Here is a 17,109-nt window from a genome sequence, read left to right as displayed (position 1 = left end):
ACTTTAGTCCAACTGCCGTCACTGCCAGGTGTAGACGCTGTCCACCAATTTGCTTGGTAAACACCATTACTGTGAACTACTTTATCACCCGTATTGGCATGGCTAGGGTTACCTGCCCAATCTTTTTGTGGAAGATCTGGGTAAGTCACTAGACCTGTTGCATCACAACCAGCATCTGGTGTACCGCCATTATCTCCACCGTTGTTACCACCAGAGTTTAAATCTGCTAGTGGTAGGTCTGGTTGTTCAAACTTAAAGGCATAATCAACATTATTGATGTTAACCGTATAGTTTGCAGGGCCAGAAATTGGTAGGTAATAAACCATATCTAACTCATATACCCCGCCAGCAGGTAATGCTTTCCAAGCTGGAAGACTGAAAGCAACACGGTGCATTGTTCCATCGAAACCACCGATATTGTTTGCACGAGTATGACCAGAGGCGATTACTTGTAAACCACCACCTGATTGATCTTTTGCATTATCAGGTGCAGATACTGGGATATCAAATTGGAACTCAGTGCCTCCTGGGATATCTTGGCCAGTGTTATTAGTAAAGTTGATTTTTGGATTAATAGGGTAGTTTTGATCACCTACTTTAAATCCACCAACACTTACTGCAATATCTACGGTTTCAGTTGGAATTGCTCCTGTCGCTACCGTATTGCCATATGGTGTTGCAGATTTAAATTTCTCATAAATCGCTTTTGTCATGGTGTTACCCATGTGGTATTCACCATTACCCGTTTGACAAGCCGCTTCAGTAGAGTCGACAGATGTACGATTACCATTTGCATCTAGTACATAACAGTTATAATCCCCTGCTAGTTCCCAGAACATGATGCCACCAATTTCTTGGTCAATAACGTAGTCCGCTTTGACGTTGATAGAGTCTTTATCTTCAGTCGACAAGAAGACTTTTTTCTCAGCATTCCATAACCATGGTGCCACAGCAACGCTGTCATAATGACGAGTATAAGTGCCGACTAATTGATCGGCAGGGTCATTTACAGGATCTAAACCATAGATGTTAGCATAAGACCCAAAGATACCTTCTTGAAGGTTTTTCGCATGCCACATAGGGTTAGAACCTGCGCCCATTTCTTGGCCGTATGAGTTCTTATCGTGCCACATGTTATCGATACCTAACGCACCGTAACCACAGTTATTTTTCTCACCTTCGCCAGTTCCTGCATCACATTTAGCTTGATCTGGTAATGGAGCACGGCCCCATAAGCCATTCTCACCACCTGTGACACCCTGCCAACCACGAGTATAATAAGGAACACCGATATTGATTCGACCAGCGGGCATTGAACCGCGGAAGTAGTGATAAGCCCAATCTGTATTTAGGTAACCAATGCCACCATAAGCTGCAGTATCATAAACGTTCCACTGAGCTAATTCAGAATCCTTACCTGTATCATATAATGCCGCGTTGTGACCAACGTGATCATTCCACGCACCGTGTAAATCGTAAGACATGATGTTGACGTAATCTAAGTACTGAGTTACATCAAAGGTCTCCATCCCACGTAATAAATAACCTGATGATGGTGCAGCAATGGTCAGCATATAATGTTGTCCATCTTGAGCTGAAACCGCATCTAGTTTTTCACGAAGTGTTTTCATTAATACTTGGTATGATGCCCATAAATATTGACGACGAGGCTCCATGAATGCCTTATCATCTGGATTGCCGGCACCTGCCATAGAGGTAGGGTATTCGTAATCGATATCTAAGCCATCAAATTTGTATTTAAGCATCATTTCAACAGCAGATGTTGCAAATTTCTCAATCCCGGCATGGTTAATGCTGCCATCGGCATTAGTTGTCATGGTATAGAAGCCACCATCAGCGACTCGGTTACCATCTACACCAAAGTGACCGCCCGTTTCAGCCCAACCACCAATAGAGATTAAGGTTTTAACGCCATGTTTCTCTTTAGCAGTAGCTAGCGCACCGAAGTGGCCTTTAAAACCAAGTGTAGGATCAATTTCAACACCAGCCCATTCTTTACCTGTCGCAGCGTTATTTGGATCCGTAACATCACCCACATTGACTTTGCCATCAGAACCAATACTCACAAACGCATAGTTAATGTGTGTTAATTGTTCCCAAGGAATGTCTTTTACTAGGTAACTATTCTGTTCGTCGCCACCATCACGCCAGCTTGTAAAGTAACCAATCACACGACGTGGGTGATCTGCTCCCATTAACTCACGACCTTCTTTATCATAAGTTGTACAGTAAGGAACATTAACGCCTTCCGTTTGATATAAGCCATCAGGGCGACAGTTATCAGCAACAGGAAGTGAGCTAGTGACTGTTAATGTCGATGCGGCTGAATTAGTTGAAGCGCCTAAGTTATCCGTTGCGGTTGCATAAACTGAGAGGGAACCTGCGGCAGTTGTTTTATATTGTAAAGTATAAGGTGCTGTCGCTGCTGTTCCAACAAGAGTGTTATTGACATAGAAGTCGACTTTATCGATTGTTCCATCTGAGTCGCTAGCATCAGCGGTTAGCGTGACTACTGCACCAAGATCAACACTGGTTGCTGACAAACTTAATGTTGCAGTGGGTGCGGTATTATCAGTAGGACTATTGGTTACGTTTACCGACACCGAGCTAATAGTACTTACCGCGCCTTTATCGTCGTAAGATTGAGTACTAAAGGTATGAGTGCCTTCAATGGCAGTCCAAGCGGTGCTGTAAGGGGAGGTCGTTGATGATGCTATTACTGAGCCATCAACAGAAAAATCGACGCGAGATACTGAACCATCGCTGTCCGATGCTGATGCCGTTAATGTAACAATATCACCCGTTGTTATTTTATCCGTTGCACTAGGGGAGGTTAAATCAACGGTTGGTGCGACATTAGTTGCTTCACCAGAACAAACACCTAAGTCTTGCCATGCGCCCCATTCACCAGCGGTTGCAGGGTCGTTATTTTGGGTCCAGTATTTGGCTTTATAAGCATTAGACCCTTTCTTTACTTCCTCTCCACCATTATAAACTTTACCAGCATCCCAAGACTCAAGCGGTGCGCAATCCACAGCGGCTTGAGCATTGAATGCCATTAAACAAGAAAGAGTGAGTGTAGAGAGGGCAAATTTATAATTATGTTTTTTTCTAAACTTTGAATGTTCCATTTCATATCCTTAAAGGTAATTCAAAAACCATCAATCATCTTTATAATTGATGTGAAATAAGATTAGGGTAGAAATAAAAATGTGCGAATTTGGTTTTATAAATTAAAGAGTGACTCGCAATAAATGTAACCCTAATAAGAGCAATTACATTTATTTTTGTATCAATATTGCTTATTTATTCTGTTGCTGTGCGATTAACAGCCTGTATTAACAAATTCAAATACAGGTGGTGTATTTACGTTTATAGCTTCGCTATATTTGATATAGCAATTGTCTTTACTGTATTTTTTACTTTTATGCATAAACGTAATAAAAGGTTTACTGGTATCATTATGGAAATACCAGTCAGATGGCGTAGTATCGTTATATTGTGAATCAATGAATGTTTGATTCATTAATGAATTCCATGCTTTAGCAGCATCCGCTTTAGGGTAGCCATAGACGATTTGAATCGTATCGCCTTCAATGGTTATTGCACCGCTTGCTTGTGTAGCCATACCAGCAAGAATGGTTTTAGGGTGGAGTTGATTTACAGCACCAACCATTTCTCCTTTTAGTCCCTTAAGAGCTGATATACGTGCATCGCGTTGTAAATCGATGAATTTTACGGCTGCGGTTACCGATAGAATACCTAGAATAACAATGACAATAACTAATTCGATAAGAGTAAAACCTTTTTGCTTCATGATGTACTGTTCCTTTAGCGATGAAGGGATATTGTAAATATAGAACAGGTAACAGTAAAGTAATGGTTTACAAGATGAAGTGAGGACGAGAGGTAAAGCGAGTTATTGGATTTGAAAAGCACTAGATAGCAAAACGCCGCTAATAAAAGCGGCGTTTTAAATAGGTGGAAGCCCCAGCCACATCCCGGCACACACGTCGCCCGCTGCGGCTGCTCCCTTCCAGGCCTGACCGAGTTCACGAGTTAGTGTTGCGGGAGGACCAGGGCCTCCATAGATTCTGTTGTTCCTTAAGAACGGGAGAGATTATTGTATATAGCTATAAATAATGCAAGCGGAATTCAATAAAAAGAAGTTAAGTGATTAATAAATAAACGGACTTGTACAATAATAATAAGGAAGGTGATTTTATTTTTTGTGTCACACAAATGATGTCAGAGGAAAGTCAAATTAAATCAATGCATTAATGATAATTATTGGATCGTGGTCACTTATATTTTTTATTTATTTGATAGAATAAAATAAAAAAGTGGGCTATTTTGAATAATCGTATAATTTTCAAACAAATTAAATATTTCGCTATTACTATTTTATTGATAGGGGTTACTCCTATTTTTTATCTTTGGGGGCAATATCAGACAGAGTCGAATGCGATTCAATTTCAAAGGGAAAGCGAAGCTAAGCATCAGCTCAATTTTAGTCAAAAAGAGGTGCACTCTATTGCTTCAAAATTAAGTACTTCTCTAAAGCTTCTATCTGGTAATCGGGTATTATTAGAGTTTATCCAAGATCCTTCGCTAAAAAATAGATCACTCCTCGAATCTCTGTGGGCGCTTACGGCGACGAACTATTCTTATATTTCTCAAATACGCTTAATTGGAATTGATGGGCAAGAAATCTCTCGTATTAATGAAGAGAATGGAACGCTCACCATTGTTCCTGAAAATGAACTTCAAGATAAATCACATCGAGATTACTTTATTTATGCACAAACGTTAAAGACAGATGCCTTTGGTTTTTTTGGCATTGATTTAGACGTTGAGCATGGGAGCGTCGTTACTCCTCCAAAACCGTCATTACGAATATTTACACCGATTGAAATAAATAATGAGCGTAAAGGCTATCTCTTTTTTAACTTAGATATTTATGAAATGGTGGATAAAGTAGAGGCATCATTAGAGACTGGCTACCAATTAGAGTTTGTTAATGAGGAAGGGTATTACCTTGCGTCTCAAGATAAACGAAAAACATTAGGACATCTGATAGCAGAGCGAGAAAGTTATAATGTTCTGATTGAAACGCCTGAATTATGGCAAGAAATGAGAACTCAAAATACAGGGGAGTTTGCAGATAAGCAATTTTTTTACTCCTTTGCAAAGGTTTCTCTTGGTGATAATTTTGGACGTAGTTCACTTTATTTACTATTGAGTAGTGAGAATAACTTAGCTACGGAAAACGTAGACCATAAATTAACAATCATTATTTATGAAGCTATTTTGGCAATACTATTTGTTACTTTCATTTCTATTTTAATTGCGCGTTATATAGCTAAACATAGAACAACAAGTATTGAAAATCAGTTAGCGTTAGCTGCATTGAATGGTATGTCAGCGATAGTGATTACCGATAAAAATAATCGCATTATTAAAGTCAATGAAGAGTTTACGAGCCTAAGTGGGTGGAGAGAGGAAGATGTTATCGGAAGAACGCCTTCTATGTTCCAATCGGGGAAGCATAATAAAGATTTTTACTCAGCAATGTGGAGAACAATTCAATCTGAAGGGTTATGGGAAGGAGAGGTTATCAACCAGCGAAAAGATGGCAACCTATTAACGGAGATTTTACGTATACAAGCTATTTATAATAATGACGGTAAAAGAGAATATTTCATCGCCTCATTTGTTGATATTACAGAGAGAAAAGAGCTAGAAAATCGCCTTCGAGAGTTGAGTGAAAAAGATTCCTTAACCCAGTGCTGGAATCGACGTAGGTTTGAGCGTGAATTTTCGAATATTATAGCGAATGATTCATTTATCAAAGGTAATGAGTCGTCATGTTTAGCGATTATCGATATTGATTATTTTAAGCGAATTAATGATAAATATGGTCATGACGTTGGTGACAAAGTGATTGCTGAAGTGGGTAGGATTTTAGGTACAGAAAGTCGTCGTAATGATTTTGTTGCGCGTATTGGTGGGGAAGAATTTGCCGTTATTTTACCGAACACTCAATTACAAGAAGCAGAAATGATTTTAAATAGATTGAGAGTCGCAATAAATTTATATGACGACATTAAAGTAACCATTAGCGGTGGCGTCACTGATATCTGTAATAGTCGTGAATCTAGTTATAAACGTGCAGATCTTGCCTTATACGAATCAAAAGCCTCAGGGCGAAACCAAATATCTTGCTTTAGTTCTGATGAAATGACACAAATTGCGTAATTCTATTAGGTAGATACATTCTTATTCCTTGAAAATACCGATGATACCTTTTGTAGCATCGGTATTTTTTTGCTTGTCGTTTGCTGTTTAAGGTTCTCTTTTATCAGTATGTTTAATGCTTTGAAATTAAGGTGCCGCTCCGCTGAGATAGGGCTCATTGCTTGTCTCAGTAATTGATGTATTTTTTGTTGTTCTTTAGTTCTACTGTCTAACGTTTCTTCTTTTTGTTGATAAGGGTGCGTATCGAGTAGCAGTTTGTAGAGCAAAATAGAAAGGGAGTAGAGGTCACTTTTTATGGTCGGCGCATTGCCTTGTTGTACCTCTGGTGCTGCATAATCGCTGCTCCAAGCATGAACTTGATTGAAATTAATCGCAAAATTATTTTTTTGAGGATTGATGTTACGGCTGATACTAAAGTCAAATAGATACAGTTCATTAGTGTCTGAAATTAAGATATTACTGGGCTTTAAATCCCCATGAATAACACCGCGTTTATGGCAGTGAATAACACAATTTATTAACACAAAGGCGTATTTTAAACGGGCAGCAGTAGGTATGCTTTCAAATGGAGAGTCAAGTAATAGCGAGAGTAATTCTCCCTTTATTATTGGCATAATTAAAAAAGGTTGTTGCGAGTCATTACATAAAGCGAGGTGCTGAATAGGCACTATGTTTGGATGATGTAATTCATTGGCTTGCTGGTATTCATTAACTAGAAGTAGCTCTGCATCATGGAAAGTAGTCGCTTCACTGCTGAGTACTTTAATGGCCATTTCACTTTGTTCAAGGCCAATACTTTTCAGTAATAGGTCATCAACCTGATACACAACACCCATACCACCAACTCCTAAAACTCGTTTAATTTTATAACGGTCATTAATGATTTTTGGGATGGGCTTTATCTTTCTTTTTTCAACTATAGATTCATCCGCTTCGCATGGAGGTGCCGCCTCTAAGAATTGGTCAATATTCATCTCACTCATCGGCTTGCCTTAATTATAATTGCAGATAAATTGTCATTCGCTTCAGTTAGTAACACCTGCTCCTTTAAGTGGTAGCATCCTTTTAATGCACTAGGTAATGCCATGCATGCCTCTATCATGTTATGGGATAAATATTTATGTACGCCATCACTAGAAAGTAAAAAGGTATCTTGATGCTGTAAAGGAACGATACAGTGCTCAATATCAAGAGCGTTGCCCATTCCAATAGCTTGCGTTAATGCCTCTCTACCATTTTGCTCGCGGGTGTGATCTTTAGATATTTGATACAGCTTATTATGTCTAAATAAGTAACAACGTGAATCACCAGCCCAAATACAGGCAATATGCCCATCATGGGCGATAAGCATACAGACAGTACTTCCAATTACGGCGCTGTGAGAAAGCGTTTTCTCTTGGCTTAAATGGTGATTTACTTTAAAGAGCATACGTTTTGCTTTTTCAATTTTTTGCTCTAACGAACCGTACAATAGCTCAGAGTGAAAGGCATCAATAATCATGTTACTGGCAATCTCTCCATACTCATAGCCCCCCATGCCATCGGCTACAACCCAGATCCCTTGCTCAGTAAAGGATAAAATGGCGTCTTCATTTTTATCTCTTACTTTGCCTTCTTCTGAGAAATGAGCCGTTTTAAATTGTTGGCTCATCCATTGATCCTTTTAGGAAGATAAAAATTACTCAAAATCTTACGGTTAAACGGGTTAGGAGTACGATCGCTATAGATTAAGTATTTGGCTTCTAATCCTTTGTTTTCAAGATCCAACTTAATCACATCTTGGCCACGGTATTTATTGACTCTAAATTTATCGAGTACTCTAAAGAAAGCCCAAGGCCCTGAGTTTTGTTGATTGACCACTTTGGTTCCACTGAGATCTTGAAGAACAAAGCTTACGTATTGACGTTGATTTGTGATTGGCCAAGTAAAACGTTTTTTCTGAATAGGCCCATGGCGGTAACTGAACTTATTTCTTCCATAATAGAAGGTCGACTGCAAGGCACTTGCATCAAGTTCAAATGGTGCAATACGAAAAGAGACCTGAGCTTCTTTTCCTTTGGAACCATAAAACATTTTCTGAATAGTAAGGCCATATTTATATTGATTCAAAAATGATTTTGATAGGCCTAAAGAATGGCCATGTAAAGTTTTTTGTTTGAATTTTCCTTTTTGATTAATAACGAATGAGGATAAGTAGGCATCAAAGAAATTATCCAAGATACCGCCATTTTGGAAGAACTCATCAAAATCAGCAATGTTGACGTCATGGCTACTGTTTTTAAATGGATAGCGGCCAGATAAAGCAATGTCGTAATGGTTAACCACTTTATCGTGATAGACCATTTGAATATGATCACTAGAATGATTTAAAACGATACCCCACGCGTTGTTGGATATTTGATTCCACCATTGCTGTAATGGTTGAGGTAACGTCTCAGCCATGACTCGAATATCATTTAACTCATTGGGAATTCCTTGCATTCGATCTCGAGCAATTTTAAAGGCTGATTGGTCCGGGTTAGGTGAAAATTTTACCATTGATAAACGGCCACTTAACTCATTAACAACCACTAGAGCATCTTCAAGAGGAATGGTGGCTTGAGCTTTATCGGTTAATAATAAATTCAGTGGTTCAAATTGGTTACTGACTGCTTTTCTTGCGCTTTGTGAACGCTCTTCAACACTGTGCAAACCAAGAGAGGCAACTTTTTTGAGCTTGGTATTTACGGGTAACTTATTTGTTGTTTTGGCCGCATTAGAAGCAAGCTGTGCTTGATCGACAAACGTGGTATTTTCTCGAATAAGATTAAGCAGTTTTAAGATGGGTTGACTCGAACCTGTCATATTTGCAATTTGCAGTATCGCCTCATCTATATTTTTAGATGGCTTGATTTGTAATTGCTCAACGGCTTCTTTCCAGTAGCGAATATAATCATGAAAATAGAGATCTTCCACTTCAGCATAAAGGCCGCGGATTTCATTGGTGCTCAAGTCACTGGATAATCCAATAACCCAATTTTCATCAATCAGTTGTTTGACCTGATCTAATCCTTTACTTAGAAAGACCGTTTGATAGCCTTTTCGAGTATACAACCCAGGTATAATAGTGCTGGTATGATTAAAAAGGTTTTGGTTTGGCCCAAGATGATCACTTAACTTTATATCTCGTAAGTTCATCTCTTTCGCATCTTGCTTTAATTGCTGATAGACAAGTGCTGAGGTATCAGATTCTCTGAGAAATTTACGAGATTTTGCTACTAAGTTATCGTTTAATTGCACTGGTTCAAAGCCAATGCTAAGTAAATTGGTTAAGTGCGTTTGTAAGGCATTTTGTTCTGTTGCTGAGCCACTGTATAAATAAGACCAATGTAATCCCATCCATTGCTTTAAATACTGAGTATCTAAGTGTTCGTGCATGTTGAGCATTAGATACGCGCGCAAAGAAGGAGTAAGAAACTCACGATTATCTTGGTTATTGGTGACTTGGTATTCGAGCTCACTGGTGACTTTAGGCAACAATAACGCAATCAACTGCTGGTGATACGCCTTTTCTGCTGCTTGCCTTAATTTTTCTCCTTGTTGTAGTCCTGCCATGTTCTCTGGGAAATTGTTATCCTTCTTTTGATAAACCTGAGTTGCTTTTAATAAAGGGTCTAAAGTAGGCAATAGCTCGATAGAAGGCGCTAATGGAGACAAATGAACTATTTGTTGGTTGTAGCTGTCTGCAAGGGTTAAGAGTGTTTGCTGTTTGCTGTGATTATTCAAAAAGCTTGTGGCCCACAGTGATCCTAAACCAATAATTAAAGCAAATGAAGCCGCATAAATAGCCCCGTTTTTTAGCTTCACTTTTCGTTCATAATTTTCATCCAGCGTTGCGAGCTCACTGTTTGGAAAAATCACCTCATCAAGCAGTTTGCGGATAAAAAAACCACGTTGATGTTGGTAGGTTGGTAATACTCGAGAACTTATCCCTAAGTTTTGACCAATGTTAGAGGTACTAGAATCCGCTTGAGCATTGGTTGGTGCTGGCACTGAGGTTAAATAAAGCCCACGTAAGTGTGATGCTTGATGGTAACGTGTTTTGGTAAAAGCTAACTCAGAGAACAGAGCAAGGCGCTCTGCAAGAAAGCTCAATTGCCTTGGAAATTGCAATAATTCGGCACGCTTCATTACATCACGCTCATCATGTAAACGTGACATTACTTGGGCGTCAATGCGCAGAATAAGCTTTTCAAACTCTTGTTTGATTTTATCTGCTTGTTGTCCTTCCCCTTCATTAAAGGTAACACCGAAGACTTGATCCATTTCTTCGCGTGATAGTGAGGAGAAGAAGGGTTCAAAACCTTCTACTTTATCCATTTTAGTTAATAAAAAGTAGATAGGCATATCTGAACTCAGTTCATGCCTTAATTCTTGTAAACGCTCTCTGACATAACGAGCCTGTACTTCAATGCTGCTTTCATCAGGAGATTGCAGTGTCGTAATATCGATAGTTAAGATCACACCATTGAGAGGGCGACGACGGCGTTTATTACGCAGTGCTTTTAAAAAACGTCCCCATACCGGTTTATTCAGTTCATTTTCATGTTGATCAAAAAAACGGCCAGCAGCATCTAATAAAACGGCATGATTAGCAAAATACCATTCGCAGTGTTGGCTGTTTTGAATGTCTCTCGTGTAGTGGCCATCTGTTTGATTAAGAGGGAAATCCAAACCAGAGCATTCTAATAGTGTGGTTTTACCACTATTTTGAGGGCCAATAACCATGTACCAAGGCAGTTGATACTTAACATTATTATTTAACTTTCCATACAGGCCTGCTCGTTTAATCGTAGCGATGGCGGCATCAAGCTTTCCTTTTAATAGTGAGCTTTCTTCTTGGATGTAAGCCAGTTCAGATTGTGCTGCTTCATACGCTTCTTTGTTCTCTTCTTTTTGAGATTCGCGTTTTGCTAGCCACCATAGCGTTAGATTGAACGCTGCCCACAAAAGCAAACAAATAAAGACGGTCAGAACTTTACCTGTGGTGGTTTCAATAAGAGGGGTATTAGCAATGGCGATGTGTTTGCCAAATAGACACAGCAAAAGAGCGAGCAGTAAACTGCATAATAAGCTCCAGCACCATGTCTTTTTTAAGGTGTCTAATAGTGTGTTAAAAAATGATTTCATCCGTGAAAATCCTATAAATCAATTTGTTGAAATGCTTGAATTACGTGCTCTGATTGCTGATCCAAAACGTAGTAAAAGCCACCATAAATAGCGCAGAGAGAGAAAGTAACCACGCACACAATACCAATCCATGAGGTTTGTTTAGTTAACTTATGGCGTTGTACTTGTTTTGGCTCCCAATTGGGTGAGAGACTGGATTCTTGTTCAGGACGTAGAGAGCGGATCTGTCGATATAATGAATCCCGAATGGCCTCAAGCTCAATTAACCCTCTGGATAGAACTCGATATTTCCCTTCAAAGCCCAAGCTTAAACATAAGTACATTAGCTCTAAGAGATCCAAATATTTCGCCGGGTTACGACTGAGCTTTTCGAGTAATAAGAAAAACTTTTCGCCTCCATAAGTCTCGTTATGAAAGCTGCTTAACATACTTTGTGAGGCCCAATGGCTTTCAGAGCCCCAAGGAGTGGTAACAATGATTTCATCGACAAACGAACATAAAAGATAGCGAGAAAGTGCAACATAGTTATTCTCAACGCCTGAATTAAGGGCTTGGAACTCGAATGACTTTAACTCTTCAACTAATTTCGGTTTAAGTAGCTCAATATCTTGATAGCTTTCTTTTTTTAAATCACACGTAATGCACAGCAGAGAAGAAGCGGCACTGATGAGTGGATTGTTGCCTGAAAAATTATACTCTTCAGGTTTTATTCTAGCGGCATACACCATGCGGTCTTGCAATTGATCGAATTTTGGTGCGCTGGTATTTTGCGTTAATGTTGGATTGATCTGATTTGGCTCTTGAGTAATGAGTACAGTGCGATCGTCCATGTTACTGCTGTTCATATTAACTGTTCCTTATTGCCCAGAAAAAGAGAGAAAGTTCAGGGAAATCACCTGCAATATGGAAGGCGAATCCACCCGATTGGGTCAGTTGTGAGCGATCATTCGCATTAAGATCTAAGGTGAAATAGCAATAATCGCCATGAAAAGGTACTTGTCTTGGTGCTACAGAAAGAGATCGGCAAGTGATCCCTGGAAGTTGCAAGTTCACCAAATTACGTATTTTTTCTACTGGGCCGACTTTGAGTTGTGGCGGTAATTGTTTACGCAGCGTTTCGGCATCTGTGAGCGAGCGAGCAGCAAGAATAAAAGTTGCCTCTTGCAATAAGCTGTCGTCTGAAATTGGGGCGATAAGTACGCCGTGATTGCGCTTTTGAAGAGGGATTTCAAAGGCATTTTGTTTCAGTGATTGATTTAGCTGTTTACGTAGTTGGAATAAAATACGCTCAAAAGATTCCCCCTGTTCTTTATGGTTATAGGCAAGGTCAAGATTGGCTCTACGATGCGTCGAATCGTAAGCTGAAAGTTCGCCTTGCAATGAAGCCAGCAATAAGAAGAGTTCTTCAGGATGATAATGAGAGCATTTATTTAAATAATTAAGCTGCGGTTCATATCGATTAAGTAATTGAAGTAAAAGAAAATCTCCAATCTCAGAGGTCGCATGGCCTGATTGGGTGATACGCTCTGCTAAGATATCAGCCTTATGAGTGACCAGTGTCAATACTTCCCGTAATGCTCTATGGACTAAAGAGGAGTGAAGACCATTAATAAAACTGGCTTCAAAATGAGTGTTAAGTTGAATCGCGCCTTCTGGAGTGACTTGTTTTACTTCACATAATTTGAGTTTTACCCAGTGGTTGTCAATTTCATCTTCAGTAATAATATGAAAATCAAGATCACCACAGCTAATGGTTTGTAGGTTTTGCACTTGAGCATTATTATCGGCAACCGTAAGATCATAAGAGATATAACGAGTATTAATGTCGACTTCTTTTTCTTCTCGAGCTTCAGGGCTATTTAGTGTGGATAGAGACACTGCCAAATACAAATTGAGATTGGTTGCAGGGGCATCCGATTCCCAAATGATAGGGTTCGTCTGATGCTGAATATCAAATAAAGAACCATCAGGAAGGATCCCAGAAGCTTGACTGATCACGATTTTTCCAACAGAGAGGTGATGACTATCAAAGCTAAGGGAGTGGAATCCCCAATTGTACCTGTGTTGTTGTTGAGTTCTTACTTGTAACTGATTGTGGTAATAACGGTCATTTTGCTGAAAATGTTGAGGCCGTAATAACATGCCTTCTTTCCATATAACTTTTTGCATAATTTTGCCCTCTAAATACGCGTATTGTTATTGGTAGGCGATGTTTTTTTCTTTACTCGCTCTAGCTTTACGATGGCGTTATTTGTCGCGATGAGCTCAATTTTTTGTGCCTCTTGTTGCTCAACGGTGTAGATATAATGCCAATTGGCATCATCAATGTTTTGATAAGCGCCAATAACGGCCAAATATTGACCTTTAACATCAAGCTTCAATTTAATGGTTTTTTGATCTCCCGGTCGTAAGATAAGCTCTTCTTCAGCGATGAAATCCGACCCTAATGTTGATTTTGCGTTGTTGTATAAATCAAAAAATTCCGCATTTTCAAAACTGGTGACAGAGGATATTTCAATGACTTTAATGACTAATGGAGAAGGGCGATCAACATGGTCGGGGTTGAGATCTGAAGATGCGTTCAAGGTTAACGCTACGTAAGTTGGGTCAGGTGTACTGCTGCACGCACTGAGAAACAGCAAAGTTATGAGGGTAATTAATTTTTTCATAATGATAACGTCCTTTTCATTTCACTATTTAATGGCTATACGCGAAGCGCTGCAGAGAGCATCTGTAATTGAGTTTCATATTGCTTAGCAAAATCTTGCTCTAATAAGGCATTTCTCCAATCAGGATCTTTACTAATTTGCTCGTGTAATTTGCTGTATGCCTGCCAATATTGCGCATCGGCTTTTCCAAATTTGCTTTGCACACCTTCTTGAACAAATCGGTATATCAAAGTTTGTGGCGATAATTTATCAATCAGCGCATCTAAGGTGTGCTGGCATGCATCATGGATAGCCAGTTGATTAGCTTGAATGTCTTTACAGCTTTGACTTATTGCTTCAATACCTTGTAAATACCCCGGCTTGTGGTGAATGATGACATTAAGGGCGTCATTTACATCGTGGCTAAATTTTATTGGGTTATTTCCTTGTGCTTGAATGGTTGTGGCATTTGCAGTTAGTTTATTTTTCAGTTCGGTACGGGTACGCAGAAGCTGTTGTATGCCATTGACTGAACTGCGTAGTGCTGCACCAATTTCAAATAAGGTTTGCTCTGGATCTTCCAAGTCATTCAGCTCTATTCCTAGACCTTTAGATAGTGCGGCTAAATAGGCATCATTATCTTCACCGATAGCCTCCGCTTGTGGTTGCGTACGTTGAGTTGTTTGTCTTTTCGTTGATGCGTGAGCTTTAGACGTAGGTTGAGTTTTGAATGCTTGAGTTTCCAATTCAATGTCTTCGCTAATAATGTCGTCATCAAGCACGGGAGAGATAAATTGCTCTTTAAGCAAAGCATCATCCATAATGGATTGAGAGGGAACGTTCTCTTCCACTTGCTTTAGAATGATCTCCTCATCGCTGTTTAAGAGCTCCTCTATGGGAGTATTACTTAAAAAGCTGTCGTCGGGGATCATATCAAATACCGATGGGTTCTGATCGGTACCATGATTAGCAAGAGGATCTAATGCGGCGTTATTTGTTGGCTCAGGGGATGCATAGTTTGTTGGATCTTGAAGAATTCGCGCTCTTATTTTGATAAACCCTAACTCATAAACATCACCATGAGAAACAGGATGCAGTTCACCAGTATTTAAAGAGGCTTCTTGACCATCAAAATAGGTTCCATTGGTGCTGCTATCGGTAATGAAATATTGTTGGTCATCAAAACTGATCGATGCATGAATATTGGATAATTGACGTTTAGTATCCGCGATATACCAATCGGCATTTGGACTGCGGCCTATGGTTCCACCTGCTTTTTTGAAGGTGAAAGTAGGCAGAGTATCGATAGGAAGATCGTGTGATTTAATGATATCAAAGGCCAGTTCCATTTTATTCTTCCTCTGTAATTAATGTCGATTGCTCTTGCGGTTCAGGGTTGCCAACAGGGCGATAATCATCGTAATTACTGCATGCTGATAGCAGTAATAGGGTTGTGATTAATGAAAAGCGTAACAACATGCTTAGTATCTCCATTCCTTGGCGGATAAATTAAATTTTCGTAGTCGATAATCGAGTGAGCCTTTTGATAGTTCGAGTCGATTAGCGACCGTTTGCAGGTGACCTTGATGCTTTTCTAGATATTGCATCAAAACGTTTTTTTCAAACTGCTCAATTTGTTCAGAAAGGCTACCCATTAACAGGGGCTCTTCTTTCTTTGGTGCTATGATCATGATGCCGTTTAAGACTTGCGTAATGATCTCTTTGTCTAACTGTTTGCTATTTGGGGCTTCCATACAGCATCGTTCAATGATGTTTTTAAGCTCGCGCACATTGCCTGGAAAGGAATAATTAGACAGACTATCAATAAAGCCTTTGCTTAACGTTGGTGACGTTTGGTGTTGTTCTTTGGCGTAATGCTCTGCAAAAAAACGCCCTAAAAGTGCAATGTCCTTTTCTCTTTCTCTAAGTGGTGGAAGGGCGATGGGGAATTGCGCTAGACGGAAATAGAGATCTTGACGAAATTCCCCTTGTTCAATTTTGTTAAGCAGGGCTTGATGAGTCGCCGAAATGACTTTTACATCAACATCGTAGAGTGTTGTTGAACCAAGAGGGCGTACTTTCTTCTCTTCTAACACGCGAAGTAATTTGGCCTGAAGAGAGCTTGGCATATCACCGATCTCATCTAAAAACAAAATGCCTTTATCTGCTGAACGTATCAGTCCAATGTAATCTCTATCTGCTCCTGTGAAGGCCCCTTTTTGGTAGCCGAACAACTCACTCTCTAGTAAGTGTTCAGGAATAGAAGCGCAGTTTTGAACCACATAGGGCTCGTTTCTTCGGTTCCCAAATTGATGAATGGCTTTGGCGATTAACTCTTTACCACTGCCGGTCTCCCCTGTAACCAAAACATTACGATTTATATGCAGCGCTTTAGAAATTGTTAATCGTACATTTTTAATCGCTTGGCTCTCTCCTATGATATTTAAGTCAGAAGGGATATGAGCCGATTGCGATTGAGGAGACAGTTTTTCTTCCAGAGAATGATGTTGGTTTTTTAAGGCGAATGCTAAGCGATCAATCGCCAATGAATTAAGCGTGTTAATGGTTTGCCTGTCGCTCTTTTGATAACAAGTAAAACGTGAAAAATAGAACATCAATACCCCCGAAACACGTCCTTGAGCATTCCTTAATGGCATGAATTCAACTTCACCATCAGTGAGTGAATAATGTTCAGTGTGATCAAATAGGATATCTTTGATTTCATCACTACACTGACTGAAATGAAGGTTAAAATTACGTCCTTCATTCATGCACAGCGTTAAGGTATTGAACTCGCTATAGTCGGTATTAATACGCTTATTTGTGTGTTGATTCTGCTCGATAGCGGTAAGTTTGATTTTGCTATTACCATTGTCTTGAGTGAATCCTTCCGCCATTTTAAACAGTTGAGTTCCTGAGGCTTGAGATAAAAAGCAAATGACTTTTTGAGCGCCACTGTGTTTAAGAACCCCAGATAACCAACATTGAGTAAACTCACCTTGATCTGACATAG

General features: G+C 39.5%; 12 protein-coding genes and 1 other RNA gene. 1 reads left to right on the top strand and 12 read right to left on the bottom strand.

Annotation, left to right across the window (positions count from 1 at the left end):
- The 3 genes from PVK70_RS11185 to ffs all read right to left on the bottom strand — a co-directional run.
- Positions 1-3,152: chitinase C-terminal domain-containing protein (locus PVK70_RS11185; protein WP_274441451.1), on the bottom strand; the 3,152-nt coding region annotated here is incomplete at its 3' end.
- 194 nt (positions 3,153-3,346) lie between these two features.
- On the bottom strand, positions 3,347-3,838 hold the full coding sequence (locus PVK70_RS11180; RefSeq protein WP_130048280.1) for a type II secretion system protein: 492 nt from the start codon (positions 3,836-3,838) through the stop codon (positions 3,347-3,349).
- Positions 3,839-4,006: 168 nt separating this feature from the next.
- Positions 4,007-4,103, bottom strand: an RNA gene (gene ffs, locus PVK70_RS11175) — signal recognition particle sRNA small type.
- 271 nt (positions 4,104-4,374) lie between these two features.
- On the opposite strand from ffs, the gene PVK70_RS11170 reads away from it, so the two are divergent.
- Positions 4,375-6,279, top strand: coding sequence for a sensor domain-containing diguanylate cyclase (locus tag PVK70_RS11170; protein ID WP_242504787.1), 1,905 nt, complete (start codon positions 4,375-4,377; stop codon positions 6,277-6,279).
- 5 nt (positions 6,280-6,284) lie between these two features.
- On the opposite strand, the gene PVK70_RS11165 is transcribed toward PVK70_RS11170, so the two are convergent.
- From PVK70_RS11165 to PVK70_RS11125, 9 genes are read right to left on the bottom strand one after another with little or no spacing between them, the layout of a single operon-like run.
- Positions 6,285-7,262 (bottom strand): protein kinase domain-containing protein, encoded by a 978-nt coding sequence (locus PVK70_RS11165; protein WP_130048279.1) that lies wholly within the window; start codon positions 7,260-7,262, stop codon positions 6,285-6,287.
- On the bottom strand, positions 7,259-7,930 hold the full coding sequence (locus PVK70_RS11160; protein WP_130043291.1) for a PP2C family protein-serine/threonine phosphatase: 672 nt from the start codon (positions 7,928-7,930) through the stop codon (positions 7,259-7,261). The genes PVK70_RS11165 and PVK70_RS11160 overlap by 4 nt, the downstream gene beginning before the upstream one ends.
- A complete protein-coding gene (tssM, locus tag PVK70_RS11155; protein WP_130048278.1) occupies positions 7,927-11,448 on the bottom strand; it encodes a type VI secretion system membrane subunit TssM in 3,522 nt (1,173 codons plus the stop codon). Before tssM ends, PVK70_RS11160 begins: the two co-directional genes overlap by 4 nt.
- 11 nt (positions 11,449-11,459) lie before the next feature.
- Complete coding sequence (gene icmH, locus PVK70_RS11150) at positions 11,460-12,293, bottom strand: type IVB secretion system protein IcmH/DotU (RefSeq protein WP_130048277.1); 834 nt, start codon at positions 12,291-12,293, stop codon at positions 11,460-11,462.
- Position 12,294: 1 nt separating this feature from the next.
- The gene (tssK, locus tag PVK70_RS11145; protein ID WP_130048276.1) at positions 12,295-13,617 is read right to left on the bottom strand and encodes a type VI secretion system baseplate subunit TssK; all 1,323 of its coding nucleotides are present in this window, start codon (positions 13,615-13,617) and stop codon (positions 12,295-12,297) included.
- 11 nt (positions 13,618-13,628) lie between these two features.
- Positions 13,629-14,117, bottom strand: coding sequence for a type VI secretion system lipoprotein TssJ (gene tssJ / locus PVK70_RS11140; RefSeq protein ID WP_130048275.1), 489 nt, complete (start codon positions 14,115-14,117; stop codon positions 13,629-13,631).
- A gap of 35 nt (positions 14,118-14,152) precedes the next feature.
- On the bottom strand, positions 14,153-15,445 hold the full coding sequence (gene tagH, locus PVK70_RS11135) for a type VI secretion system-associated FHA domain protein TagH (RefSeq protein WP_130048274.1): 1,293 nt from the start codon (positions 15,443-15,445) through the stop codon (positions 14,153-14,155).
- A 1-nt stretch (position 15,446) separates the two neighbouring features.
- Positions 15,447-15,575: a hypothetical protein gene (locus PVK70_RS11130; protein ID WP_130043297.1), complete on the bottom strand. Its 129-nt coding sequence runs from the start codon at positions 15,573-15,575 to the stop codon at positions 15,447-15,449.
- Positions 15,576-15,577: 2 nt separating this feature from the next.
- Complete coding sequence (locus tag PVK70_RS11125) at positions 15,578-17,107, bottom strand: sigma-54 interaction domain-containing protein (RefSeq protein WP_130048273.1); 1,530 nt, start codon at positions 17,105-17,107, stop codon at positions 15,578-15,580.
- Between the last annotated feature and the right edge of the window lie 2 nt (positions 17,108-17,109).

The organism is Aliivibrio sp. A6 (genome assembly GCF_028765505.1).
Classification (GTDB): domain Bacteria; phylum Pseudomonadota; class Gammaproteobacteria; order Enterobacterales; family Vibrionaceae; genus Aliivibrio; species Aliivibrio finisterrensis_A.
This window is presented reverse-complemented; position numbering and strand designations above follow the sequence as displayed.